Genomic DNA, 26,747 nt, shown 5'->3' on the forward strand with positions numbered 1-26,747 from the left:
CTTTCTTGTTTCATCCTATCGCCAAAATAAGTACTGTTGCATTATCCTGACTTTTAAAGCCTTTATCATTAATGGCGTCGATCATGGCATCCGCTGTTTCCTGCGGTGTTCCACCCTTGCGCATAATCTCTTCCAATTCAATCTCCGTCAGCGCCTCCTGAATGCCATCGCTGCACAACAGCACATGATCGCCCGAATACAGACGAATCGGTGCACTCCCCAGTTCCATGCTCTCAAAGCCCTCATAGCCCAAGTAGTTGACCAGTTGATTGCGCACTGGACTCGTTTTGGCTTCCTCCGAGGTCATTTGTCCAGCAAGCACTCGTTCCTCCAGCACTGTTTCTGCTGTATGCTTGGAATTGACTGTTTGGAAATGACCATTACGGTAAATCGTAATCAGGCTGTCACCCACCGCTCCGTAATGCAGCTGATATCCGCACACAATGACCGCAGCCAGCGTCGTTCCTCCACCCTGTCCATTCAAATTTTGCAAAATGCCGCGATTGCTTTGAGTTGCCGCTTCTGCAAAATATCCGTTCAAATTCGTTGCATCTTCCAGCTTGGCAAATGCCTTTGTAAAAGTCGTCACAGCCAAGGTACTGGACATACGTCCATTGGCCAGTCCACTAATACCGTCTGCGACAACAGCCAGCGTACCGACAGGTGTCGTCATACTGGAGAAATAATCATCCTGCTCGCTCCGGCTCCCGATCGTTTGACCATTTCCGATCTCAATTCCACTTACGGTACGGCTGCCGGAACTTCGCGTCAGTCGTATACGGATCATGAGAAGAACAGCGAATAGTACCACAGCTCCACTTACAACAAAATAAGGCTGCATATCGTTACCCCCCTGCACCATTGCCCAATTCCAATTCCGTCCTAGTTTTCGTTATCCCACTCAAAATGGGCGCCACACAGCGGGATAAAGATGAATTTGCTGTGTCCCAGCTGAATCACGTCATAGGCAGCCAGCTCTGCTGGTGAATATACCGCCTCGTTATTGTGGTACGCCAAACCTGATGAATCGCCTGGCAGCAAGTAAAAGTTACGTTTCTTCGGATCATACACAATGACCGCATGATTTCTGCGGGAAATCGTATTGTCCCCGATAATGCGGACATGCATTTCCTCTGCGCGCCCGATAAAGTTCTTCTCCGCCATAATGCGATAGTCCTGACCCACCTGTGCTCCTTCGATGCATACCAGCCATCCAGTTACCGGATGAATCCCCACCGTCTCACCCAAATACGGCATTGTTTTGTCGTTATCTCCCGCGACGTTTGTTTTCACTGCTGGCTCCGCGCTCTTGGGTGCAGCCACATTTACTACCGTGTTGCAATATGGACACGTATTTCCGTGCTTTCGTGTACTAAACATGTGTCCGTTCGGGCATCTTGTCAAACTCATAGTCGGTTCCTTCCCCCATTGTCATGATTGTCTTTTCAGCGATCTGAGAATTTTGCAGCATCCTCATCTATTTAACGAGCAGTCTCGTATTGGCAATATATAATAAGTCACCTGAATAAATCCGGTATGGCTCACCGCTTTCCAACTTCTTGGTTACACTTTCGTTGGCAGACCGCAAGCCTGTACCATTATCGGAATCCACATCCTCCACAAACCAGTCGCTGTTCACCCGGTTGAGTACCGCATGTTCCACACTTACCAGGGAGGCATAATCTGTACCTGCCAAATCAATATCCGCCTCCGAACGTGACGTCGTTTTGCCGATTAAGAGCGACGTTTCGCCTTCGATATACCATTCTTTAATGGACTCGCCCTCTTCATCAATCAACACCAGCTTGGCAATCCGATGACGTTGTGCCTTTGGCTTGGGCACAGGTACAACGGATACTAGATTGCGCAGTATGTATACAAGCACGCCGATTCCAATACCTATCGCGACCACGGTTTTCAAACCGCTGTAGCCTGTACGATTAAACACATAAAAGGCGATCGCCAGCATCAGCCCGAACATGGCAACATCTATGATGAAAACCCATCTGTTCTGCGCCGTTTTCACTGCTTGCTTCCCCCATTTCTATCCTGAAATCATCACTTTTTACGAATACCGAAAAATTGGTTAAACATCGCTGAGGTATCCGTCGAATCACCGGATTTTTTCGTTTTTTTCCCTGGTGAGCCTTCCTTCGTTTTCGGATGAAAACCAAAAAATTGCTCAAAATCAGTTCCTATATCAGCTGGATTGAATCCTTTGGCTCTCGTACGCGCACCGCCGGAAGATGTAGCCCCTCTCCCTCTCTCTTGCTGTTCCCCGCCAGCTCCCTCAGTTTTTCGGATGAGCTCGGCATCGTATGCCTGCCGCAATGCTTCGTCACGCAAGGTATTGTAAGCCTCGTGAATCAGCTTGAACTTGCGCGTTGCTTCCTCGCTTCCCTGGTTGGTATCAGGATGATACTTTTTGGCCAGTTTACGGTAAGCCTGCTTAATCTCTGCCTCCGAAGCATCCCGGCTGACACCGAGCAGCTCATAGTAGTTGGTCATTGTGTGATGTTCCCCTCTCCGAAAAAAATAAATATTAAGAGACCCGTAGGCCTCTTAATATTTATCCACCCTGCACTTGTGTGCCGGGTGAGTGTGTGTTTAAGCTGCACTTAACGTGAAGACGTTAAGCTTAAACCGGATATCCGCCGTCGATTGTAGCCAGCTCGGTTTTGTCTTTCTTTTGTTTGATGTAGAGTGTAAATGCACCTACACCTTCTGTGTCGCCGAAGTGCTCGTTGTAGTCTACAACGAAAGCATTCGGGAAGTGGATTTTACGCACAACTTGATCAGCTGCGATAACTTCCAGTGTTACTTTACGGTAGCTGTCTGCTTTTTCAGCAGGAACCAGAGACCACAAAGCCAGTTTCAGCGTGTCATCCGCGCTGTCACCGTCTACTGCTGTGATGATTTTGCCGCTGATGCGCAGCGTGGAGCCCACGTCAGTGGAGCGTGCATTGGAATCGTCCGGTGTATCGGTGTCATAAATAACCGTTTGGATGTTATCCAAGCCCAGCTCAATTGTTTCTTGTCCTTCTACTTTCAATCTGAATCCCATGTGTGTTGCCTCCTTGAAATTAGGTAATATGATGGCGGAAGAAGCAGAGCTTCTTCGCGATTTATGTATAAAGGCGGTTCTAGAAAGAAACGCCTCTAACATCTTTCGTAGGGCTCGGATCATGATTTGACCGAGCTGGTTCCTTTAGTGATCATGACTTCCAGGTTCTTCACATTACCGTTGAAGACCAGGTCGATATGGCACATATTGCTTTTCTCATCAATAATGAAGCTCATATCGTCTCCGTCCTGAATGATCGAGTTAACAGATCCTCTGCTGCTCAGCCACTTGCTCTTCTGACTGCTCGGATTGTTACTGAAGAAGCGGACGATATTTTCGTGTTTGAAGTCCCCTGTCTGGTAGCGCAAAATACGTTCAATGTACGTGCTGACCAGCGTCTTGTAGATGGAGTCAAAACCGTCCTCAGACATCGCCATGCTTCTCGCCTTGTAGACGGTAATCCGGCGGATATCCTTATCCTGGATCTGTGCATTCTCGGACGAGAATACAAAGCCGAAGTTTTTACGGTTGATGGCATCCTTGATCGTGTTGGTGAAACCGGTGATTTCCTTGGCCATCGTCGTCACCGTGCGCAGACTGTTGTCTCCTGCCTCGATATCGAAGCGTACGCCAGGGAAGTTCTTATTGACCGTTTTGAACGTCTCACGCAGGTATTCAGGACACTGATAGGAAGCGACCAAGCCGGCGGCAACGTAGGCTGCACCTACATAAACGCCCTCGATCCACAGCTTGAGAATATCCTCTTTCTCCTTAGAGAGCTGTACACCATCTTCGGTCTGTAGCATTTTGCTGTCGATAATGACACCCGATTTGTCCTTCGGAATAATCGTAAAGTTCGGTACACAAGGAATTGCAAATTCGCTATATTCTCTGCGAACGAGACTAGCGCATTTATCGACATATTTATCAATGCCTGCTGTTGCCATACTGTTGAAAGTCGTTTCTTCACCGGATTCAAAATTAAAGAACATTTGAATTTTGTAATCCTTCACGACTTGCAGCAGCATCGAGAGCGATTCCATTGAATTGCCGCCCTGCTTAACGACCTTCTCGTTGCCCTTGAAGCGTTCACGTGAAACTTTTACCTTACCGGCTGCTTCCAGCTCGACGGATGGAACGATACCGAACCAGATCGTGTCGCTGAATTCATTCTTAGCATTCACCGTGTTCAGGTACGTTTCCAGGCGCGGGATATTGCTGCTTTTTACCAGCATGTCCAGCTTGTTGTTCGCCACCAGCATTGTCGGCAGCATGCCTTTGCTCTTCGTTGCATATTGATCGAAGAACATTTTGACACCGAGAATTTTTTCCACAAGCGGCTTAACCGCCTTTACGAAATCATCCTTGGCATTTTTATAGAACTCCAGATACGTGTTGTAGTTCTGAACCTCAACTGCTGTATCCACCTTGGTCTGAACAGCTGGCAGTGGCACAAACGTGCGAACTACCAAATCCTTCACATAATCAGAAGGCGTATCTGTGATAGAGTTATAATCTTCTTCGAATACTTGAGAGAGATCGCCAGTGCTGTTCTCATCCAACAACATCAGCTCAGTGCTGTCGCTCTTCGGCGCTTCAATAATTTTCAGTTCGCCGCTTTCCCCGATGGAGAGCATGCCCACCTGGATCAGTTCACCGGAGTTTTCCTCTTGGGCGCCACCGAGCAGAAGGCGGGTTTTGATGTCCTCAATTGCCAGTGGGAGCATAGCCATAACGTTGTTGTAGTTTTGACTCGCTTCCTCGAACATGCCATTCAGCTTGTCACCCATGTCAAGTTTCTTCGGGTCACCATCATCCAGCTTGTCGTATTCACCATACATATAGTGAATTTCTTTGCGGACTTGGCGAATATCATCCATGACCTTTTTCGGTGAAATCATATCCAGCAGATTTTCAAATTTGAAATCTACATTAGTGATTCCTTGACTGCGCTTGGTATCGATGAGCGTAAACAACATTTTCAGAAAGTCATTACTTTGATTTACACGAATTTCAGAAATGCTATCCTCATCAATTCCTTCTGGCTTTTTAAGGGTGTAGACGACTTTTTGATTGGCCGCGTTAAAAAACGAATACACGGTCGGTGAAAACTTATCCAAAAATTCGTCAAAGCTGCGCACCAGAAGGTGCTGATTAATCTCCTTGATCTTCTCATCGCTCAAGCTGTCAATACCCTTCACATCACCTACTATGGTGATCAGGTCCAGCTTTTCCGGGTTAATCTCTTCAAAAAGCATTGTCCGGTTGGTTTGATAAATGATTTCCATCGCTGTCGGCAAATGAATAAAGTATGAGTTATAGGTCCATTGCTCCATACACGGACACGGGATGTCCAATTTGAAACGGACGAATACTCATTTTTAGTTCTTTTGCCTCCTCCCCCCTACTTATACATTTAAATTCGTCAAAGGATTGAGCTTATACCACATTTATGGTACAGGCATGTAACCTCGAAAATCGGTCCGAAGCGTTATTCGGCTTTTAACGGCAAAGCATGCAAGTGAGATGTTTTTTTAAATCACAAAGTCAGATAACACAGAAATTTTAAATTTATGATTTCGTATTCCTAACTTCAATCCCAATTTTTGCCGTTGATACGAGAGCTATCATACAAAGCACCCTTCAGTTTTGTCAATTTCTGTAGTCTCAGATTGAAACAGGGCATTTTGACTCATTTTATGCGTGAATACGTAATTTTTATGATATGTTAGACCTGTTTCTTCAGGGAAATATTCACAAATGGAACTCAATTACCGATAGAAGTCCATTGGATATTTCTGATAAGCGTAAAAGAATCAAATTCATGGCTAATGTGAGGTTTATCAGCTGTTTTGATCCTTTATCCCTTATATCCCAAGGATTAGGAGAGTTGATCCCCTCACGTTGGCCTCGGCGATGGAGGAGCTTATGTTCAGAATAAGGAAACTAGCGATTATTGTTTTCATGACTTTTGTACTATTTTTACAAATGGGCTTAAATGGGGAAATTTGCAGTGTAAATCAGGCTAATGCAGCATCTTTAGGTGCTGTCCCGATCGAGGGTTATGATGCCGTTTTTGTATTGGATACCAGTTATTCCATGAGGGATACCGATCCTGAGGGCATTGCCGCGGAAGTCATCAATATGTTTATGGATTTGAGTGATGCAGACCGCACACGCGTCGGATTCGTTGCCTACAATCATCACGTGGTCGCCTCGAAACCACTCACTTCGATTGCCGTGGCAGCGCAAAAATCCCAGATCCAGCAGGAAATCAGAACACTTAACCGTTCCGGTTATACGGATTTGGGACTTGGGTTGCGCAAAGGCTCGGAGCTTCTAGCCGCAGGAGCATCCCAAGGGCGTCAGCCTTTTATGATTCTATTGTCAGATGGAGAGACTGATTTTGGTGCCTCCTCTGGTTCCCGATCCAAAGGTGACTCCAATAACGATGTATCCTCTGTCATCAAATCTGCACAGACCAAAGGATATCCGGTGTACACGATTGGTCTGAACCATGATGGCACAGTGAACCGACAAGAACTCGAACGGATCGCTTCTCAAACGGGTGGAGCTTCTTTTATTACGAGTAGTGCCGAGGATCTGCCGGAAATTCTGAACCGTATTTTCGCCAGTCAAATTCGCTCCAAGCTCGTTCCAATTGCTGCAATTACGACCACTGGCGAGATGCAGGAATTAACTGTAACTCTACCTGATTCCAGTATGGAGGAAGCCAATCTGGTGCTTTTGTCGGAGCATCCCCTTCTGGAAACACAGCTATATTCCAATTCAGAAAATGTCCGCAGGTACAAGTCGAGCCGATATGCGATTTTAAAAATCGAGCATCCACAGGCAGGCAAAGTGAAGTTGAAACTACGGGGCATACGCGGGGATTTGGTGAAAATCAATTTACTTGGCAGCTACCGACTGGAAGCCGAAGCAACCATAGGAGGAAAGCAAGCATCGGCAACTCATGGCGACAAGCCTGTGCAGTTGCTGAAAGGTCAAGCCACACCGTTTCAAGCTCAGCTCCTGTTACCCGACAGTCAAAAGCTTACGGATGAAGCCGTATATACGTCTCTCCAAGCCCATATTATTGTTACTCCAAAGGGGGGCACAGCCAAAAAGGTGCCTATGACCTATAAGTCAGGAGCCTTCCATACCGAATATGCGTTCCCTCAAACCGGGGATTATACATGGCAGCTATCTCTGGATAGTCCGCAATGGTACCGTAAGGGAACTGTACATAAAGTTCACGCGGCCAATGCAGCGCCACAGGTCTTAAAAGACCTGACGATTCACCTGGTGAAAGAAGACGGTGATTCCCGTCGAAGTGTATCGGATTTTATTGTTGACCCGAATCATGACAAGCTGAACTATAAGTTGGATTCAGAAGCCTCTGGGGATGCGATCCATGCTGAGATTAACGGTAATGATCTGCTGCTATCCGAGCTCCGCACAGGTGACTCTCAGCTAAAGATTACTGCCACCGATCCGGAAGGAGCATCCAGCAGCGCTACACTAACCGTTACCGTACAATCTCGGTATACAGCCATTAAATGGACAGTAGCCATCAGTATCGTGGTAGCCGCTCTTCTGTATTGGTTCTTGCGGCCGAAGCCGCAGTTTGCCGGAAGAATCGAAGGATATTTTCTCGCTACAGCAAGTGGGCAGGAGATTCCGGTAAAATCCTGGCCGCTCACCTCCTTTCCGGGTCGTAAGGTCAGCTTGCAGGAGTTGTTCCGTACGCTTGACGTTCACGAACCGTTGCCAGAAGCGGAACGGATCCTATTTTCCGCAGGTAAAAAAGGGAGCCTGATCGTGAAACATGATACACGCTGTGCCTTACAGCATGGAAAGATCAGATTAGCTCGCAACAAAAAAGCGGTCATGGAGTACAGTGACAAACTGTACATTACATTCGAGGATGGTGTCACTGAAATCGAGCTGCGATACAAAGCGATTAAACCAAATACTTCAGTGTACACCGACCATATCCAAGCTCCGACAGGATAATGTCGGTCACAACGTAAAAAAAGAGAAGCGCCGTCTCTTACGATTAACGAACCGTAAGAGTAGGGCGCTTCCCTTTTTTTATCCAATATTCCGCACGTAGTGCGGCTTTAAACCATCGAAGTGAGCGGCAGCGCTTGTTAGCCTGTACCTCCAGACCACGCCGAATGACATACGGCAGCAGAGAAAGTCCCGCATTTTCAATCTGAATCCGCTCAGCATGATCTGCAAATAATCGGCCTGGCACATCTGGCGGAGGTGTTCCTTTTCGGCAATAATACAGCGTAGCGGCCAAACTATAGATATCCGACACAGGTCCCTGCTGCGAACGATTAGAATAAAATTCCAGCGGAGAATAGCCCGCTGTGGTGAAAATCGGATGCTCTTTGCCTTCAAAATGCACAGCCGAACCAAAATCAATCAGCTTGACGTTGCCATTTTCCCCAATCATAATGTTGCCCGGCTTAATATCCCGATGAATAATTCCTTTGTCATGAATGTACTCCATGGCATCAATTAAAGGTAGCAGCGTATGGTACAAAAAAGTGGGGTCATACGTTGGCGCAGCCTCTTCTTTCATCATTCGATCCAAGGTCTTGCCTGCACAGTATTCCATGACCAGATAAGCAGTTCCATTTTCCTCAAAGTGATCTATATAACCGACAATTCCCGGATGACTTAACTCCTTCAACATTTGCCCTTCACGCAAAAAATAATGCATAAACTCCACATATTTGGATTGCATCGAAGCACCGCAAGTGACCGTTTTTCGATCCATCCCCCGCAAAGCCAGTGCATTCGGAAAAAATTCCTTCACAATGACTTTTTCTCGGTTGTCCAACAGCCTTGCCGTATACACGATGGCCAGCTCACTGCGGGACAAGGCGCTTCGAATTTGATATGTATTTCGCAGCTTCGTATTGCGGGCAAGCAGATTCCCGCTTGTATCCACGATCATGACTCGTCCTCCTGTCAGGTTCTTAGCTTATGTCTTTTGTATATATCGGCTTATTACATATCTTTTTATTATACCGTAAAATAGATTATTGGAAAAACAAATAACCTGCCATAATCTCCCTTAGAGAAATGATGACAGGTCTTTTGGCATTCATCTGGTTCTTTTTTCTCAAATCATTTAACCCAGTTTCGTTCCAGGCTTCATGCTGCGCACACTGTTCGTATTTTTCTTCCGTTCACTACGCAGTTTGCCTTTACCTTGTTCTGGAGTGCGAATGGTAAGGGCAATCAGGAACGATACGACGCACAGCACAGCAATTGTGGTAAAGGTCGGGATGAATCCGCCGAGCAAGGCTGCGATAAATGACCCCGCCAGCGCACCAAGGCCAAAGCCTTGATACACAATACCATAGTTTTTACTTTGATTTTTCAGTCCAAAGAAATCAGCTACGATGGCAGGAAAGACTGTAATGTTGCCGCCGAAGCAAAAAGCAATTCCTGCTACACAGGCAAAGAACAAACCATAATTCAGCGGTACCAAACTTAACACTGTAACTGCAGCCGCCGTTGCCAGCAACGCACCCGCTACTACTTTCAAACGACCTACTTTATCCGATAGCGCACCTAAAATGATCCGACCCGCCGTGTTGAAAATAGCGACCATAGCGACCGCATTAGCGGCTGTTGCTACATCCAGACCGGCCATCCGTACGCCGATATCTTTGACGACTCCAATCAGGTAGAGACCACTCATACAAGCGGTAAAGAACATGACGAACAGCAGGTATGCCTGCTTGGTGCGCAACATTTCTTTAACGGTGTAGTCCCGCTGTACGACCCCATTTTGTACCGAAGGCTTGTTCACGACTACAGCTTCTCTTACCAGGAAAGAACCACCCACAATCATGATCAGCACGATCATTCCCCAATATAAGAACGCTTGCGATACACCAACGGACTGAATCAACGAACCATTAATATACTTGAATATAAGACTGCCTGTTCCATATGCCCCAACCGAAATACCGGAAATAAGTCCTTTTTTCTCAGGAAACCATTTAATCAGATTAGAAAGTGATGTAATATATGCCGTTCCATCCGCAAAACCTACGACAATACCCGCCAAAATGTAAAGCAGGGATAACGAAGTTACCTGTGAACTGAGCATGAGCCCTGCTCCTAACACGACACCTGCACACAAAATCAAACGACGTAGTCCCCATTTATCCTGTAGTTTGCCTGCGAATAAGGTAGCAAACGCCAGTGCAAAACTGGTAATTGAAAATGTAATGGCAACCGAACTGAGGTTCCAGCCAAAGCGGTCCACCAACGGTTGATTAAATAAACTCCATGTGTAAATGGTTCCTAATCCCATTTGTACAATTATTGTTCCAAGTACGACAAGCCAACGATTTCCGCTGTTTGTTTTCATTTCAATCTCCTCTTTTCATTCCGGCTCTACAGCGTCAATTTGTGATTATGATAACCGGGAATCCAGTATACTTTGCGCCTGAGGAGGAGCAAGTCTGTAAGGATTCTCTCTACACGGGTTATTATAACCCTGCATGTCAGCCAGAAATCGTTTGAGGAATGAAATGCACATATAGCGGAATGAAATGCCTTTAAAGTCGCATAATTTGCCGAAATTCCTTGGCCTTGCTACGGCTTACTGGAATTTCAGCCTCTAGTCCACGCAAACGCAGGAGATACGTATGATTAAACCAAGGTACAATTTCACGGATCTGCGACAGATTAACTGTGTACGATCGGTGACAGCGGAAAAAGTCCTGCTGCGGCAACCGGCTATGAAATTCTGAAATGCTCATCGGCATCGTATATTCTTCGTGCCTAGTAAAGACACGGGTCACCTTTTCCTGCGCACACGCATAGTAAATATCGTTCGCATCCGTTACGATGATTTTGTCATTTTTCAGCAGATTAATACGACCTGGCGCAGCAACGGTGCTGGCTTCAGCAGCTCGGGGTTGCGCCGTCTGGACAGGCTCCTGTATTGGAACGTTCTGCTGCTCATAAGCATTTTCCAGCTTACGCAGCATAGATGCGATCCGTTTTTCATCATAGGGTTTGAGGATGTAGTCGAACGCCTCCAGTTCAAAAGCCTGCGCCGCATGTTCTTTATAGGCGGTCGTAAAAATAATATAGGGCTTTTTGGCAAATTTGCTAATGTTCTGTGCCAGCAGCATCCCGTCCAATGAAGGAATATTAATGTCCAGAAAGATCGCATCCGTCTCCTGATCTTGCAGAAACCGAAACACATCTAGCCCATCCTCGAAACTATCGGTCACCTCAATGTTGCTATGAGTCTGAATAAGATACTCCAGCTCTTCACGCGCCGGAAGTTCGTCTTCTACAATTATGGCCTTCATGACTTCTCCTTTGGTATGTCAAAATAAACTTCGGTGCCCGGCTCATGCTTCAGAATAATAACTCCTTCGCCGTACATAAGCTTGAGTCGTCTGTGCACATTGTACAAGCCGATCTGTTTAGCCGGAACCCGATCATGATACAGGTTATCCACAACATCATCGCGTATACCCACCCCGGTATCTGCCACAGAAATACGCACCTTTTCTCCACGATCCTTTACAGAAATGGTTACTGTACCTGCCCCCTTTTTCTTGAGGATTCCATGATTAATCGCATTCTCAACCAGGGGCTGGATAATAAGGCTTGGAATACGCACAGACACCTCATCCATTACATACTCTACCTGAAGCCGGTTGCCGAAGCGTGCTTTTTCAATTTCTACGTAATCAGACACCTGCTGAAGCTCCTTATGAATTTCAATCAAATCATCATTCAGCTCCAAATTATAGCGCAGATAACCCGATAAATTAATGATCAGCTCTCGGGCCTTATCCGGCTTGGTGCGTGTCGTCGAGGCAATGGCGTTCAACGCGTTGAACAGAAAATGAGGATTGATCTTAGTCTGGAGTGCCTTTAACTCGGCCTTATTCGCCGCTTCCTTAATTTGCTCCACACGCGATACTTCCATTAACGTGGAAATGATTTGAGACAAGCCAATCGCCATCGTCTGCAACGGATACGTGATTTTATAAGCTTTGCGATAATAAATCTTCAACGTTCCGGTTACTTCTCCCCGCTCCTCTAACGGGATAATGAGCAGGGACTGGATTTGGGGTGTTTTATCGTCTGCAATATGATTGCGGATCGTGATTTTACCGCTGCGGATCGTCGATTTAGTCACATCGCTAATGATCTCATCTCCGATGTGATAACGCTCTTCGCCAAAACCGACATAGGCCAGCACATCTCTGGTATCCGTAATCGCCACCGCGTCTGCCTTGATGTCTTCTTTTATGATCGAGCAAATCGTATGCAAGGATTCGGCATTAATGGAGCGAAAATAAGGTAACGTCTTATTGGCAATATCCAGTGCCAGCTTGGCCTGTCTGGCCGCGATATTCTCCTTTTCCCCCTCCACACTCTGGATCAACAGAACGATTAAACCGATACTGACTTCTCCGATAATCATCGGTAGACCAATCTTGGAAACGATGTCCACTCCAAGGCTATGGGGTTGTGCCATCACCATAATGAGCAGCATCGTCAACGCTTCGCAGACCATACCTGCGGCGATACCGACCAGCCATCTCTTGGAACGATTGACCCGGCGGCCGATGTATCCTGACACCACACCTGCCAGAATACTCGTAATCAGACACGGAATCGAGGTCACTCCCCCGATATCAATCAGATAACGATGGATACCCGATATAATACCTGTAACGATCCCAACCCAGGGTCCAAACAAAATACCGCCTGCCATAATTGCTATGATTCGAACGTTAACAAGCGAACCTTCAACTTCAATCCCGGTGTAGGTGCCGAACAGTGCAAACATGCAAAAAATCAATGTTAGTATGGCCAGCTCTGCCGGAGAATGACTGTTCTTTTGCAAGGTTTCCTTAAACCGTGGGATACGTGTAATAAAAAATAAACAAATCAGCAACAATGCTGCGCGCTCAAATAGCTGCATCAGCATTTCCAACAAGGCATTCACATGCGTTCCTCCCAAATAAAAACGGATATGCCTACATAGTTGTTATCGTGTACGTCGTTCATACACACCATACCCAAGTATCATCAAGCCACATACGAATAAAATAATAACAAATATATTGTCAACAAAACTCGGCATATCAGGTTCTGACATAGAAATGCCCGAACTATTCAATTTAACAGGTACGGAATTCGCAGCCCATTGAATGACCGCTATAAAGCGCTCCATCGTATATATCACTCCGCTACCCAATAGGCTCAACACGCCGAATAACAAATATTTAAGCTCCATAAGAATTTATCCCCCCTTAGTTACAAAGCATTTAAACTGCCACAAATTATACCATCAACTTCCATCTAATTATAGCTTCTAGAAATCGCCTCTTCTTCATTTCCCTTCTTCATACGCAGAAAAAAACCGGAGAGTACCGCTTGATAGCGATACTCCCCGGCTCTCTAGTCCGATGAAGAAGCTTGTCGGTTATTTGCTTTTGCTGATTTCGGTAGGACTGTTGTACTCCTTCTGATCATGTACCAGTTCTTTCAATTGGATAATCAACGCCTCTAGCTCACTAAACCCGGTCACCATATTGGAGGTTATATTTCGTTGTTCCTCTACTCCAGCCAAAATTTGTTCTGATGCTGCACTCGCCTGTTCCGTTACACTTGAAAATTCCGTCATCTCTTGAACAACCTGAGATGAATACTGCTGCATGCTATTCGTACTGTTTTCCACATCCACGGCCTGCATCAGCACTTTATTGGCGTTTTGCAGGATGTCTTCCAGTACAATTTCGGTCGAATGTGCCGATTCCATACTTTGCTGTAGCCTGTGCTGTCCCATGTCAAATTGGCTTACGACAGAATCCATCTGAGTTCTCAGTTGAGTCAAAATAGCTTCCATCGCCACCGAGGTGTTCCCTACCATTTCAGCCAAATTACGCACTTCGCCAGCTACGATGGCAAATCCTTTTCCATGCTCTCCCGCTCTGGCGGCCTCAATGGATGCATTCAAGGACAGCAAATTAGTTTGTTTCGAGATTTGAGTAATATCTTTAAGCATGGCAGACATGTTATCACTTTGTACTCTAAACTCGTCCAGTTCTTCTTTGGTACGACTCATGACTTGACCCAAATCCTTAATTTGAGACGTCAATGCAAGCAGTTGACTGCTCCCTCTGTCCCCGGCATTTTTCGTATCTTCGGAAAGCTGCTTCAGTTCTCGGGAATGATCAGCTACCTCTCGCACGTGCTGGTCAGATTGAGCCAAGTTATCCGTAACCTCGGTGATATTCGAAGCTTGCATTTCTACCCCTTTGGCAACCTCCTGAAATCCGATAGCGACTTCATTTGTCACGCTGCCCGTCGCATCTACTTGATTCCTGAATCGTTCTGTAAAGCTATGCAATCCAGCCACTGCTTGTCTAACTTGCTCAAACAGAAATTCAATTCGTTGCCTTGTAGCATCGATATCTTTATTTTGCTCTTCACTTTTCTTAAACTGCTTTTGATTTAACACCGACACCACTAACAGTAGCAAACCAATGAGTAAAACAATAATAAACTCATGCACATAACGCAAAGAACCGGTAGCCGGGGGAATTGCGGGCGTACCGATTGTTATTTGCACAAAAATATTACAGAGATTTAAGGACATAGCTACCAGAAAATATCGGTAAGATGGATACAGCAAAAACAAAGAGCAGATTAATATGGTGGTCACTACCTCGACGCTAGATAAGTTCAAAAATATACACATTAATACGCTAAAAAACGTAGTAATCCACGGAATAAGGCGGATTCCTTTCTTTTTCACATTCAGGATCGTTAAAACTGCCGCGACTACAAATCCTACACCATTAGATACCCACATCGAGGGATTAGATAATGCCGGGACGATGCCGCTCAAGGCCATAATCCAAAAAATAATGATCACCAATTTGTTTCTTTGCCACAACAATTCACTCGTTCTGTCCATGATTGTGTACGCGCTCCTTAGAATATATATTAGGTATTTATAAAATAAAAATGTAAATACCATACTTTATATATCGTCATATCAGAACACGTAGTGAATGAAAATCATGCAAACACTCCACATTCCCTTTAATCGTCAAATTACAACAGGACAACTCTTAAAGGGAAAGAGTATGTAATTGTAAATAAATGAATGCAAAGAATCGCCCCCCTGACAGGGAGCGATTTTGAATTCATTTTTGATGATCTTTGCAATTGGAAAAGGTTCATGTACCACTGATAATATTAGGATTCCTTGTTTTCAGAAGCCTCTTCAGCGCCTTCGGTTGCCGCTGCATCACCTTCCACAGCAGCATTTTCTACTTCAACTGCACGTGGAACGATAATAGAAGCAAGCAGTTCTTCTTCAGGGACGTGCAGTGTTACTCCTTTAGGGAGTTTCAAGTCGCTAGCGCTCAGCTTGTCGCCAACATCCAGCGCGGATACATCCACCTCAATGGTAGGTGGCAAATCAGCCGGAAGACCTTCGACCTCAACTTCCGTTTCCTGAACTTGCAGAATACCGCCTGTTTTTGTACCTGCAGGTGTACCCTGATAATCAATAGAAACACGCACGCGAAGCGGTTTGTTTTTGGAGATTTTCAGAAAGTCGGCATGCAACCATTGGTTATCACGCTGTTGATAATCTTTAATAATAACTGGAATGGTTTCTCCACCCTCTACTGTGAGGTTAAACACCTCTGAACGTCCGGTTTTGACTACTTTATTAAATTCCTTGGCATCGACATGTACAGGGGTTCCTTCAAGCTCAGAGCCGTAAACCACAGCTGGAATCCGTCCTTTTAACCTCAATCCACGAATGGCCGAACCCTTCTTCTCTGTTCTCGGCTGGGCGGTCAGTTGAATACTTCCTCCATTAGAACTCATGATATACAACCTCCTTCAGGTTACCTTACAAATGATTTTCCTCCAAGAATCTTGCCTGTTTACCAGTCGTACTACAGGATGTAAGCCAGCTAGCTGGCAAAACTAAACAAGTCCATAATTCTATTTTACCCCTTTTTTCTGAAACTGACACACGTTTGCATAAAAAAATAGCATTTCTCGAAATGATCGAAAAATGCTATTTTTGTGTATATACGCAACCAAGCACGCAAGTCTAACCGGCCCGATTATCATTTACCAGTAACAAATATTCTTCTCTGCCACTATGAATCAGTACCTGCATCACAGACTGGTTCTGGTCTATATCAATATATCGATCTGCCTCAACATCCTTGGCATCCCAGTGATTAAGCCGGACAATGTAGCCAATTCGCTGTATATCAGGAGCCACCTGAATACGCGCTATTGCACGACCGTCATCCAAATCCCGAAATTCGACATGTCCGTCGCGATGCCCAGTTCCCCATACCCATACGTTCCAGCCAGTGTATTGCCGATCCGTACGCTCGTAGATCAGTTCAATCGTACGAAATGGAGCGACTTCATTATCGTTTCCAAGCTGCACATCTGTCAAAGCCATGGCTGTACCTGCAATTTCTTGATCTGTTCCCTCATCCGAGTCTTCCAATTCGTTCTCCGCCTGACGATTAGCCTGATCTTGTTCAGTCAAAAAGGAGACTCGTGCAGGTTCTTCCTGATCATATAACACCATCATTGACCAGCGCGATACAGTTACACGATGGCCTACGACTTCATACCGTGTCTCATTACCAGCCCCGTGTGCGTCCACGACCACATGCCAACGATCCGATTCCGCAGGCAATACTATCGTCTGCTCCGTATCCGAGCCGTTATAAATCACCACAATATGATTCCAGGCATCGCCGTTAGCATGGTGCCTCAAAGCAAAGGCCACCACATGCCCACTGCTTTGCAGCACTTCCATGTGCTGCTCCACCAGCTCACGTTGGTCCATTCGGAATGCTGGGTGGCTGCGTCGCAAAGCAATTAAGCCTTGGTAGTAATCAAACACGGGGCGAAACCTCGCCTTGTTATCCCAATGAATGGCATTGACCACATCTGAGCTCCGGTAACTATTGTGGTCTCCATATTTGGAGCGCAACAGTTCATCCCCTGCATGAATAAAAGGAATACCTTGAGATGTGAGTACCATGCCGTTGGCCAACAGGGACTTGCGCACGGTTTCGTCCTCTAGCAGGTTATTTTCATCCAGTTCCCCATACGGATCTGCTTCGGCAACAGCATGTTCAGGTGTCCTCCCATCCTGTGGCTTCCCCTGCTCCCATTGTGGAAAACGACAGTGCTCCCGCAAATGTCTTACCGTCAAAATTTTATCCCACAGATTGAGATTATCGTGGGCAGTTACATAATTGACGGTCTCCGATGGCTGAGCTGTGAAATCATGAATAGCCCCAAAAGCACCTTTGAGCACCTGCTCCTCCTGATGTTCTGCCCCCGTGGCAAACCCGCTTCCAGTACCGTCGCTATCCCCCTTAATAGCAGAACGGTAGTTGTCGTTAAAAACAGCAAAGCCTTTGTCCCGTTGTGTTCCTTTTAGCGTAAGCAAGGGTTGTGGAGATTCTCCTCCCGTCCAAGGCTCACCATAGATCAGCAGATCCGGACGCACTTCAGAGCGAAGTTCTTGCGTAAGCTGCACCACGGTTGGTGTATCAATCAGACCCATCAGATCAAATCGAAAGCCGTCTATATGATATTCCTCTGCCCAATAGCGTAGTGAATCCTTGATATACTTGCGCACCATCGGACGTTCGGTTGCCACCTCATTGCCTACACCTGATCCATTGGTGAGCTGCCCTTGTTCATCCGTGCGGTAATAATATCCAGGTACAACAGGCTCAAATGGCCCCTGTTCCACCGAATACGTATGGTTGTATACAACGTCCATAATGACACCGATGCCGGCAGAATGCAAAGACTGTACCAGCAGTTTCAGCTCTCGTATACGTGCCTCCGGATCAGCCGGATTGGAAGAATAAGACCCCTCCGGCACATTATAATGCTGGGGATCATAGCCCCAGTTATATTCAGTATCTAATTCCGCAAAGTCATTCACCGTATGAAAATCAGCTACTGGAAGCAAATGAACATGTGTAATGCCCAGTTCCAGCAGATGATCCAGCCCGATACTGTTCCCCTCAGGATCCTTCAATCCCGTATACGTAAAGGCCTCAAACCGTCCCTGAGCAGCAGATAAGCCTTTTTTCCCTGTATTAAAATAGGTATCCATCGAAAAATCACGCACATGAACCTCATAGAGAATGGCATCCGTCGGCCGCTTAAGGGTAGGCCCCGCATCCAATTCCCATCCATCCGGGTTGGTTTGAGCCAAATCAATGATCGCTGTACGTTGCCCGTTGGCTGATACCGCTGTGGCATATGGATCGGCAGCATAATGAACAGTGTTGTCCGCCCACTCCAGCCTGTACATGTAATAATATTTGTTCCAGTCACCTTCCAGCTCTATAGACCATACCCCTTGATCATCACGGATCATGAGAAATTCCTGGCCCCCGCCGTGCTCCTGAACGTTCCCCTCCTGATCGTACGCCCCCGCATCGCTATACAACGCTATATGGACCTGCTTCGCAGTCGGGGCCCATACCTTGAACTTGCTGCCCGCAGGCGTATAAGTAAGACCCAAATCATAGCCTTCATATATGGGATATTTTGTGTGTTCAAGCTCTTTAAGCTGATTGAAATCTGACATTTCTGTTCACCACCCATTTCTGTACATCGGCTTACAGCCTCTGTTCATCCATCATTTATGATGTTTATGACTTGTCAATATACCTTAGGATTTTATAAAATCTTCACCTAATAGGCTAACAAAATAAGACAAGCTTGAAAAGCTGGATGATTTAAATAAGGATGACGCTTCCATTTCAACACACACTCCATTTTATGACAATACCATGAACAGGCTACAACTTTTGCCCTTAGGATATAACAATAGTTAGAAAAGTCAGGACAGTCTTCGATTATCCATTTGAAAAATATCATCAGCAATCCGCATGGTAGAACTTCGGTGCGAAACAAGGACAATCGTTTTATCTTGCTGCTGTTCCTTTAACGATTTTAAAATAATGGCCTCGTTCAGGCTGTCCAAATTGCTGGTAGGCTCGTCGAGCAGTAAGAGAGGCGCATCATGGACAAAGGCTCTGGCCAGCCCCAAGCGTTGACGTTCTCCACCAGACAGCCTGTCCCCCAATTCTCCAACTCGGCTGTCATACCCCTGAGGCAAAGTCATAATAAAATCGTGCACTGATGCCTTACGCGCTGCTTCCACAATCTGCTCATGTGTAGCATCAGGCTTTCCGATTTTGATATTAGCTGCAATTGAATCATCAAACAGGAACGTATGCTGGTCGACATAGCTCTGTAAGCCTTTCAAATGTCGGGTCCCAATTTCCTTCAGATCGTGTCCGGATAGCAAAATTGCACCTTGCTGCGGGTCCCTAAATCGCATCAGCAACTTTAGCAGTGTAGACTTGCCAGAGCCGCTTTTACCCTGAATGCCTAAAATCCGCTGATGCGGTATCATGAGACTTACATCATTCAGCACCGTTTGACCATCGTATGAAAAAGTCACCTTGTCTACTCGTGCCCCAGTAAAGGCGACACTCATCCCGTCGATATTTTCCTCTACCTCCGGAGTTTCCTCCAATAGACTCAACACTCGTTCCCCGCTCGCCAGCGTTTGAAGCAAATTGTTGGACAGATTGCTTAGTGCGATGACCGGACCAAATGAACTAAACAGGGCAATGACAGAAATCAGCATACCTGTAAAGTCAACCTGACCATTAGACATACCGTACAATCCAGCCAGCAGCATCAAGAATGAGAATCCAACTACAGCCGCATCTGTGATGGCTCTTGTGATGCCTTCATGATGCTTCAAGTCCTTCTGCTTGGCATCCAACTGATCCGTACGACGGTTAATCTCATTCAAACGTTGTTCTCCTTGTCCATATTGCACAATTTCCTTCATCCCCCGTAAGCTGTCCAAAAAATAACTGCTCAGCTTGCCAAAGCTGCTGCGGTATTCCATCCCCTGACGCTTGCCCATACGTGACGTGAGCAGAGGAATAAATAAACCGACAGTTAGGTAAGCAAGCGCAGCAAGCCAGCCTAGCAGAGGCTCATAAGAACCAATAAAAAACACCATGAGCAGTGAGGTGATGATGCCAATCATAACAGGAGCTATCGTATGCGCATAAAATACTTCCAGCAACTCAATATCACTTGTAATGAGTGAGATCAGATTTCCCTTGTCCTTGCCTTCCAATTTGGCTGGAGCGAGTCTTCGCAGGGCTTGAAGCACCTTGTCACGTAGTACAGCCAGCAGCTTGAAAGCGAGATAGTGACCACTCATTTGCTCGCCATAACGGAATACGCCGCGCAGTACGGCGCAAACCACGATCGTCGTCAGCAAAAACGATAGGGTGTAGCCTGTCGTGATGCCCGTTGCTGTAAGCAGAGCCAGGGCTCCAAACACTATAATGCCAATAGCACAAACAAAACCAAGCACTCCTGTAACAATCGTGATGAGCAGCACAGGTAAAAGAGGTCCCGCCAATACCAATAATTGGCCCATGATCCGTAATCCGTGTCTACGCATATACAGCCCCTCCTTTTACAAACTGCTCTACCCGGTGTTGACTGAGATACATCTCCGCATAATGCCCCTGCTGGCTCAACAGCTCATGGTGCGTTCCGGATTCTGCCACCAAACCGTTTTGCAGCACATAGATACAATCGGATTGGACTACGTTTTCCAGTCTGTGAGAGATAAGAATCACTGTTTTTTGACCTGCCAGCGCATGTATAATCTCCATAATGCCTTCCTCACTTTCACTGTCAATGTTAGAGGTGGCCTCGTCAAAAATGTACACATGACTATCATGCAGCAATGCTCTGGCTAGTGCTAGCCGTTGGCGCTGTCCTCCTGACAGATTGGCTCCCTGCTCTTCCAGTTCTGCTTCCAGACCTCCTTCTGAGAGGATAAAATCATACAGCTTCACTTGTCGCAAAGCTTCCAGCATGTGTTGCTCATCCGCGTGCTCATTGCCCATTTTTAAATTTTCTTCCACGGTGCCTTTAAAAATATAGCTGTTAAAACCGATCCAGGTCATATGACGCATGCGACTTTTTTCCGAAATATCGGTAAGCTCGGTTCCTCCAATCGTCAGGCTTCCTCGATACCCCTCGTGATGCCCAACAATCAATCCGGCTACCGTACTTTTACCAGAGCCTGATTCCCCAACAATGGATACAAAGCTGCCCTGGGGAATATCCATGGATACATTTCGTAAGGTATCTCTTTCGTCGTAGGCGAAACTCACCTGTTCCAGTCGAATATCTGTGGTTTCTATGCTTTTTTGTCCTTGTATAAGGTCCTCTGTGCTCAACATTTGGAATATTTTGTCACTTGCAGCCATTCCGTTCATGGCGATATGAAAGTAAGAACCCAGAAGACGCAGAGGAATAAAAAATTCTGCCGACAGCAAAACAATGATGATTGCTCCTGCCAAGCCAATTCGTCCAGAAGAATATTCGCTTACCGCGACCAGTACACCCGCAGCGGCACCACCAAATGCGATAAGATCCATAATGGCCACGGAGTTAAGCTGCATAGTCAGCACTTTCATCGTCATTTTGCGAAAATCTTCAGCTGCTGTGTTCATTTCCTGATGTTTATCCTGGTCTGTTCCGTACATTTTGAGCGTAGTCAGACCTTGCACATTCTCCAAAAAGCTGTGGCCCAAATTGACGTAACTACCCCAATATTTCCGAAAAAGCTTTTTAGCCATCCTCATAATGACAATGATCGACACTGGAATTAAGGGAACGCAGATCAATAGTATAATGGCTGCTTTGAAGCTGACAAAAGAGAGGGTAATGAATAACGTTACAGGGGCAAGCAGACTGTAAAATAGCTGAGGCATATATCTACCGAAATAGGTTTCAAGCTGCTCTACCCCTTCTACAGCAACCTGAATAACCCCCGAGGTGGAGGTATGATCTGTATATGCGGGCCCTATCTTCAGCAACTTGCTGTAAATTTGCGAGCGCAGCGTTTTTTTAGCATTTACCGAAGCACGATAGGATAACATACTGGCTGCATAATTGCTCAGGCAGCGAACTGCAATAGCAGCAATAACAATGACCGTCATAGATAGAATCAGCTTGCGAGTCACTTGTCCTTCCCATGCCTGCTGCATAACAAAGGCCATAGACAACACAGCGGCTATACTCCCCAAAAGACCGATCCACTGCACAAGCACACCCCATACGATATATTTTCGAGAATGTTCCACTAGACCGAGCAGACGGCTGTCGACCATTTTAGACTTTTTTTTTGGAGTAGGTGCAGGTGAAGATGATGGTGTTATTTTTGCTGCAGCGTTTCTCACTGTTCCGATTCGGAATATAAAGTAATAATATTTAAAAAGGATGACCAAGACGATGAGCGTTTTGCCCCACACATTAGGGGTGAAAATAAAGCCTATAATCAGCATCGTTGACGCTAAGCCCAATGTCGTGATTTTCGTAGACAGCTTCAACGACCTTGTTTGAACAAAACTCTCTAGATGCTTTTGGTACAGAGAGGTATTCGAAAACCACTGGTGAATCCTTTCGGACCCCCGCATAAAGAAAAAGGTCGCGAGCAGCAGAAACGGTGTAGTCGGTAGCAACGGTAGCACTACACCAATAACTCCAAGCGCTAAAAATAAAAACCCTAAGGTAATATAGATCGGTTTCACTATAATCCTCCCTAATAGTTATAATAGTAATGGTTTCATTTTATAGATAATGATAATCATTATCAATATAAACAATTTAAGCAGGTTGTTATGTGATGTAAATCACGCATATAAAAATCCTCTTGAAGCACATCTCTACAGAACACGCTAGTGTTGATGTGGATGCTTTGTCTTCAAGAGGATTATCGAAATTTAATGTTAGTAATCGGTTGTTTTATGAATTTATAATATCATATTGCTCCAATATCTGCCGATGTAACGGGTGGTCTGCGGTTATGGAAGTATAACGCGTCAGCGCCACACCCAGCCCTTCGTTGCGGATCACCTGCTGAAGCTCGACTGCCTCGGGGTCTTCCGTAATATCAAATTTACAGGCAGCAGCCATTCCTAACGCCAGATGATCCGTCGGAATGCCATATTCCTGCGCTTGGAGCGCGGGACGTACAAGACGGTCATTGGGAGACAGCTTGCGTAATGGTGAACGTCCGACCCGAGTAACATCGTCTATTAGATTAGGGTTGCGGAAGCGATCCAAAATTTTAGAGATGTACTTCCTATGCTCCTCTTGATTCAAACCGAAGCGCTTCACAAGCACCGCTCCCGTTTCCTCCAGTGACCCTTGTATCGAATCCACCACCTTGCTATCCTTCATGGCCTCCTGAATGGTAGCATAACCTGCGGTATAACCAAGATAAGCTGCCACGCAATGTCCCGTATTTACCGTGAACAGCTTTCGTTCAATGTAAGGCTCTAGATCCTGCACGTACAGGATACCTTCGATTTCTTCATGCTCAGATGCCATTTGCGAACGATCCACCACCCACTCATAAAAAGGCTCTACCTGCACATGTAACGGGTCCTCGTGTTGCTGGATCGGCACAATCCGGTCTACGGCAGCATTTGGAAAATACACCGAAGCCTCAGCCTTGGCACGGGTCGCCTCATCCAATAGCGCAAAAACATGCTCTTTCAGTTGCGCACTACCTCCGATTGCATTTTCACAGGCAATCACATGTAGCGGCCTTGCTCCTCGCTCTACCCGCCGCTTGATTCCTTCCGCAATACCTGCTGCTATGTGCTTGAGGATGCTGACCCCTACCGCGGTCGTTACCAGATCTGCGTGGTCTACCGCATCGGCTACAGCCGCTGCATCCTTGCCGTCAATCGCCGTCACATTCGTGACCAGCTCCGTATCCTTTGTATCATTGGCTAATTCTACGGTGTATTGTTTACGACGGCGTAACTCGGATACAAGGGTGTCGTTGACATCTGAAAAGACAACCTCATAGCCTGCACGCGACAGAATCAATCCGATAAAGCCGCGACCGATATTTCCTGCTCCAAAGTGGACGGCTCTCATAGCTCCAGCTCACTTTCGAACAGATCTATAATTTCCTGTGGGGTCACCGCGTTGCGAAGTTTCTCCATGTTTTCTTCCTCTGCACACACCACAGCAATACTCGTCAAAATCTCCATATGATCGCCGCCTTGTGCTGCAATGCCGATTACCATGTATGCTTTTTCTTCCCCAAAATCTACGCCTTGCGGAAACTGGACGATGGAAATGCCTGTGGATTGAATAAGCGTCTTGGATTCCTTGGTGCCATGTGGAATAGCCAGCCCGTTCCCGATATAGGTGGACACGATCTCCTCGCGTTCCAGCATCTTGTCAATGTACTCACTTGAAATATGTCCTGCATCCAGCAGGATTTGTCCAGCCATACGAATCGCCTCATATTTGTCTTTGGCGGTTGCATTCATTTTTACTTTGTCTATCGTCATAATACTCACGGTAGGTTCCTCCCTGTCCCTAATTTACTGTGGAAAAATTCAGCTAGCTCACTCGATATATAATTGACAATATGATCCCTGCTACCGTGTTCCAGTAGCGTAACCATGTCTTCCTGCAAGAGTAATGCACTAATCTCGCTCAATACCTCCAAGCTCTCTCTCGGCAGCTCACGAGGTCCCAACATGAGCAGCACGCATTCTACCTGTTCGCCTGTATCCGCCAACAGCGGCTCTGCCAGCTTATACAAGGTAAGCGAAGGCTTTCGAATGTAGTGGCTGCGCGTATGAACTAAAGCAATGGAGGTATCAGAGATCACCTGACTACCTTGGCGCTCTCTTTCCATGAGTTGTGCAGCAACCGCAGAAGGCTCTGTAACATTCCCCCGCCCCGCCTCCAACATGCATATAGCCTCTACGGTCGCCGCCATATCCATCTCCTGATTTTCCAGCGGATACACTTGAAATTGCTGTACAATGTGTACAATTTCATCGAGACTTTTCCGCAGACCGGTAAGCCACTCCATGTCCTGACCGGGCTGAACGACCTGTTCCTGCTGATGGTCATCGGGATGATTGAGTGTAATATGCTGGATAAATTGACGCAGGCGATCACTCTCCTCCTGCGTCAGCAGCGGGCTGATCTTAAGATAGCGATCTGGTTCAAGCGGTAGCTCTACTGTCGAAATGATCAGATCATAATCCTCCTTGGGGATCCGCGCCGCCTCGTACCATGAGGCCCTATCCACAATTTTGATCTGTGGCAGCTCTTTGGCGAGCCTTGTTGCCAGAAGTCTGGATGAACCAATGCCGCTCGTGCAGACTACGATGGCCCGCACCTCCCGCCGCAATTGTCGCAGCCGCTCCAGCGAAGCGCCGAAATGCATGACCAGAAATCCGATCTCTTCATTAGGGACTTTCATTTCTGTCATGTCCGCCGCAGCCTTTTTCACTGAGTCGAATAAGCTGCTGTAATCCTTGCGGATTTGCTGAAGGAGGGGATTACGAATCGACTTGCCTTCCTTCAAACGTTTGAATACCGGAGCCATATGGGCAATCAGTCCTTCACGCAGAACACGGTCCTCTTCCAATGGCGTGCCTGTTTCTTCCTCCACACGACGAATCAACTCATGAACCGACTCCAGCAGTACAAGATCATCGAGCGGCAGCAGCCGGGTAGAATGATCCTCGGCATCACGGAACAGCAGCCTGAAATAAGATCGTTCCGGGTCCGGAAAGTTAATATCCAGCGCCGCTGACAATTCTGTGCATATGCGTTCTACCATAGCTGTACGCAGCATGATATTCTCATCCGAATCTGTTTTTAAATAGGAGAGAAGAGGATCCATAACATACCCGAGTCGTAGACGTGCCAGCGAAACGCAAATCTGAATCAGCAACTCCATATATTTGCTTTCCACCATGTTTTCCAGCCACTTTTCATGGGGCTGCCAGAGGGCCTTTTCCACGATCAGCAAGTTCCCTCTGCCAATCATCTCCAGCAATTTGTCGGAGACACGAGTCACAGAACGAACCTCTCCCTGGCTGGAAAACAGATCAGATTCATCCAAATGTTCGAGGGCCAGCTCGGAAATCGCCCGTCTTTTGTCTATCTCCCGTCCGGTAATCTCGACACCATATCCCCGTCTGCGGACAAGCACGAGCCCTCGATCTCCGATCCAGTCTTGTAATTCGTCCAGATCATGACTGACCGTAGTTACCGTGACTTTCAGATCTGAAGCCAGCGCCAGCAGCTTGATCGGCTCCCGTGTATCCAGCAGCATGCAGAGAACCACGATCTTTCTCTCCTCAGCCGAATATTCGTCTGGATTCGTATACAGCAATTGCTTTCGCAGGCATACAAGCTGAGCTGGGTCTGCATCTATACAGATACCAATCCCTGACTTTTTCTCCAGCTTCACCTCATGAGTTGCCAGCCAATGCTCGACTGCGCCCAGTTCCCGATGAACCGTCCTTGTGCTGACATTGATCTTCGTGGCAATTTCCCCGGCAGTAACCTCTTTGGACTGCTCCAGAAGATATTCCACGATGTCACGTTGTCGTTTCGTAATATTCATAAGCGCATACCGTTCCTTCCCAAGCTCATCCCTCCAGCAGGAGACGTACACTGCATACAGTCCGCCTGACTATGA

General features: G+C 46.5%; 20 protein-coding genes. 1 reads left to right on the top strand and 19 read right to left on the bottom strand.

Translation table 11 applies throughout. The features are described from left to right. Positions 1-10 precede the first annotated feature (10 nt). The 6 genes from NSQ57_RS18160 to NSQ57_RS18185 form a co-directional block, all read right to left on the bottom strand. Complete coding sequence (locus NSQ57_RS18160; RefSeq protein WP_342425124.1) at positions 11-841, bottom strand: protein phosphatase 2C domain-containing protein; 831 nt, start codon at positions 839-841, stop codon at positions 11-13. A gap of 41 nt (positions 842-882) precedes the next feature. After that, positions 883-1,410, bottom strand: coding sequence for an FHA domain-containing protein (locus tag NSQ57_RS18165; protein WP_342425125.1), 528 nt, complete (start codon positions 1,408-1,410; stop codon positions 883-885). Positions 1,411-1,477: 67 nt separating this feature from the next. Then, positions 1,478-2,026, bottom strand: a complete 549-nt coding sequence (locus NSQ57_RS18170) for an FHA domain-containing protein (protein ID WP_342425126.1) — start codon at positions 2,024-2,026, stop codon at positions 1,478-1,480. A gap of 32 nt (positions 2,027-2,058) precedes the next feature. Continuing rightward, positions 2,059-2,508: a DnaJ domain-containing protein gene (locus tag NSQ57_RS18175; RefSeq protein ID WP_342425127.1), complete on the bottom strand. Its 450-nt coding sequence runs from the start codon at positions 2,506-2,508 to the stop codon at positions 2,059-2,061. Positions 2,509-2,638: 130 nt separating this feature from the next. Then, entirely contained in the window at positions 2,639-3,064 is a 426-nt protein-coding gene (locus tag NSQ57_RS18180; RefSeq protein WP_013311475.1) for a hypothetical protein, read from the bottom strand. A 119-nt stretch (positions 3,065-3,183) separates the two neighbouring features. Then, positions 3,184-5,352, bottom strand: a complete 2,169-nt coding sequence (locus NSQ57_RS18185; RefSeq protein ID WP_023989860.1) for a hypothetical protein — start codon at positions 5,350-5,352, stop codon at positions 3,184-3,186. Between the two features lie 640 nt (positions 5,353-5,992). Here NSQ57_RS18185 and NSQ57_RS18190 point away from each other — a divergent pair. Beyond that, positions 5,993-8,080: a vWA domain-containing protein gene (locus tag NSQ57_RS18190; RefSeq protein ID WP_340956514.1), complete on the top strand. Its 2,088-nt coding sequence runs from the start codon at positions 5,993-5,995 to the stop codon at positions 8,078-8,080. Positions 8,081-8,123: 43 nt separating this feature from the next. Here the strand turns inward: NSQ57_RS18190 and NSQ57_RS18195 are convergent, their stop codons facing one another. The 13 genes from NSQ57_RS18195 to NSQ57_RS18255 form a co-directional block, all read right to left on the bottom strand. Further along, complete coding sequence (locus tag NSQ57_RS18195; protein WP_029515684.1) at positions 8,124-9,035, bottom strand: serine/threonine-protein kinase; 912 nt, start codon at positions 9,033-9,035, stop codon at positions 8,124-8,126. Positions 9,036-9,212: 177 nt separating this feature from the next. After that, positions 9,213-10,466, bottom strand: coding sequence for an OFA family MFS transporter (locus NSQ57_RS18200; protein ID WP_069012491.1), 1,254 nt, complete (start codon positions 10,464-10,466; stop codon positions 9,213-9,215). Between the two features lie 190 nt (positions 10,467-10,656). Continuing rightward, entirely contained in the window at positions 10,657-11,421 is a 765-nt protein-coding gene (locus NSQ57_RS18205) for a LytTR family DNA-binding domain-containing protein (RefSeq protein WP_029515686.1), read from the bottom strand. Next, positions 11,418-13,079, bottom strand: coding sequence for a sensor histidine kinase (locus tag NSQ57_RS18210; protein WP_176715758.1), 1,662 nt, complete (start codon positions 13,077-13,079; stop codon positions 11,418-11,420). Before NSQ57_RS18210 ends, NSQ57_RS18205 begins: the two co-directional genes overlap by 4 nt. A 42-nt stretch (positions 13,080-13,121) precedes the next feature. After that, positions 13,122-13,370, bottom strand: coding sequence for a hypothetical protein (locus NSQ57_RS18215; protein WP_029515688.1), 249 nt, complete (start codon positions 13,368-13,370; stop codon positions 13,122-13,124). 189 nt (positions 13,371-13,559) lie between these two features. Beyond that, positions 13,560-15,056, bottom strand: a complete 1,497-nt coding sequence (locus tag NSQ57_RS18220) for a methyl-accepting chemotaxis protein (protein WP_342425128.1) — start codon at positions 15,054-15,056, stop codon at positions 13,560-13,562. Positions 15,057-15,340: 284 nt separating this feature from the next. Next, positions 15,341-15,982: a 50S ribosomal protein L25 gene (locus tag NSQ57_RS18225; protein WP_342425129.1), complete on the bottom strand. Its 642-nt coding sequence runs from the start codon at positions 15,980-15,982 to the stop codon at positions 15,341-15,343. Positions 15,983-16,214: 232 nt separating this feature from the next. Further along, entirely contained in the window at positions 16,215-18,749 is a 2,535-nt protein-coding gene (gene pulA / locus NSQ57_RS18230; protein WP_029515691.1) for a type I pullulanase, read from the bottom strand. A 255-nt stretch (positions 18,750-19,004) separates the two neighbouring features. Next, positions 19,005-20,660: an ABC transporter ATP-binding protein gene (locus NSQ57_RS18235; protein ID WP_340932917.1), complete on the bottom strand. Its 1,656-nt coding sequence runs from the start codon at positions 20,658-20,660 to the stop codon at positions 19,005-19,007. Next, a complete protein-coding gene (locus NSQ57_RS18240) occupies positions 20,653-22,806 on the bottom strand; it encodes a DUF454 family protein (protein ID WP_340886192.1) in 2,154 nt (717 codons plus the stop codon). The genes NSQ57_RS18235 and NSQ57_RS18240 overlap by 8 nt, the downstream gene beginning before the upstream one ends. A gap of 214 nt (positions 22,807-23,020) precedes the next feature. Continuing rightward, positions 23,021-24,166, bottom strand: a complete 1,146-nt coding sequence (locus NSQ57_RS18245; RefSeq protein ID WP_342425130.1) for a mannitol-1-phosphate 5-dehydrogenase — start codon at positions 24,164-24,166, stop codon at positions 23,021-23,023. Further along, positions 24,163-24,597, bottom strand: a complete 435-nt coding sequence (locus NSQ57_RS18250) for a PTS sugar transporter subunit IIA (RefSeq protein WP_165149651.1) — start codon at positions 24,595-24,597, stop codon at positions 24,163-24,165. Before NSQ57_RS18250 ends, NSQ57_RS18245 begins: the two co-directional genes overlap by 4 nt. Continuing rightward, positions 24,594-26,672: a BglG family transcription antiterminator gene (locus NSQ57_RS18255; RefSeq protein WP_342425131.1), complete on the bottom strand. Its 2,079-nt coding sequence runs from the start codon at positions 26,670-26,672 to the stop codon at positions 24,594-24,596. The genes NSQ57_RS18250 and NSQ57_RS18255 overlap by 4 nt, the downstream gene beginning before the upstream one ends. Between the last annotated feature and the right edge of the window lie 75 nt (positions 26,673-26,747).

Source organism: Paenibacillus sp. FSL L8-0502, assembly GCF_038593055.1.
Lineage (GTDB): Bacteria > Bacillota > Bacilli > Paenibacillales > Paenibacillaceae > Paenibacillus > Paenibacillus polymyxa_D.

Coding starts and splice junctions, on each gene's coding strand:
- NSQ57_RS18160 (WP_342425124.1), bottom strand. CDS start 841: ATGCAGCCTTATTTTGTTGTAAGTGGAGCTGTGGTACTATTCGCTGTT.
- NSQ57_RS18165 (WP_342425125.1), bottom strand. CDS start 1,410: ATGAGTTTGACAAGATGCCCGAACGGACACATGTTTAGTACACGAAAG.
- NSQ57_RS18175 (WP_342425127.1), bottom strand. CDS start 2,508: ATGACCAACTACTATGAGCTGCTCGGTGTCAGCCGGGATGCTTCGGAG.
- NSQ57_RS18180 (WP_013311475.1), bottom strand. CDS start 3,064: ATGGGATTCAGATTGAAAGTAGAAGGACAAGAAACAATTGAGCTGGGC.
- NSQ57_RS18185 (WP_023989860.1), bottom strand. CDS start 5,352: ATGGAAATCATTTATCAAACCAACCGGACAATGCTTTTTGAAGAGATT.
- NSQ57_RS18190 (WP_340956514.1), top strand. CDS start 5,993: ATGTTCAGAATAAGGAAACTAGCGATTATTGTTTTCATGACTTTTGTA.
- NSQ57_RS18195 (WP_029515684.1), bottom strand. CDS start 9,035: ATGATCGTGGATACAAGCGGGAATCTGCTTGCCCGCAATACGAAGCTG.
- NSQ57_RS18200 (WP_069012491.1), bottom strand. CDS start 10,466: ATGAAAACAAACAGCGGAAATCGTTGGCTTGTCGTACTTGGAACAATA.
- NSQ57_RS18205 (WP_029515686.1), bottom strand. CDS start 11,421: ATGAAGGCCATAATTGTAGAAGACGAACTTCCGGCGCGTGAAGAGCTG.
- NSQ57_RS18215 (WP_029515688.1), bottom strand. CDS start 13,370: ATGGAGCTTAAATATTTGTTATTCGGCGTGTTGAGCCTATTGGGTAGC.
- NSQ57_RS18220 (WP_342425128.1), bottom strand. CDS start 15,056: ATGGACAGAACGAGTGAATTGTTGTGGCAAAGAAACAAATTGGTGATC.
- NSQ57_RS18225 (WP_342425129.1), bottom strand. CDS start 15,982: ATGAGTTCTAATGGAGGAAGTATTCAACTGACCGCCCAGCCGAGAACA.
- pulA (WP_029515691.1), bottom strand. CDS start 18,749: ATGTCAGATTTCAATCAGCTTAAAGAGCTTGAACACACAAAATATCCC.
- NSQ57_RS18235 (WP_340932917.1), bottom strand. CDS start 20,660: ATGCGTAGACACGGATTACGGATCATGGGCCAATTATTGGTATTGGCG.
- NSQ57_RS18245 (WP_342425130.1), bottom strand. CDS start 24,166: ATGAGAGCCGTCCACTTTGGAGCAGGAAATATCGGTCGCGGCTTTATC.
- NSQ57_RS18255 (WP_342425131.1), bottom strand. CDS start 26,672: ATGAATATTACGAAACGACAACGTGACATCGTGGAATATCTTCTGGAG.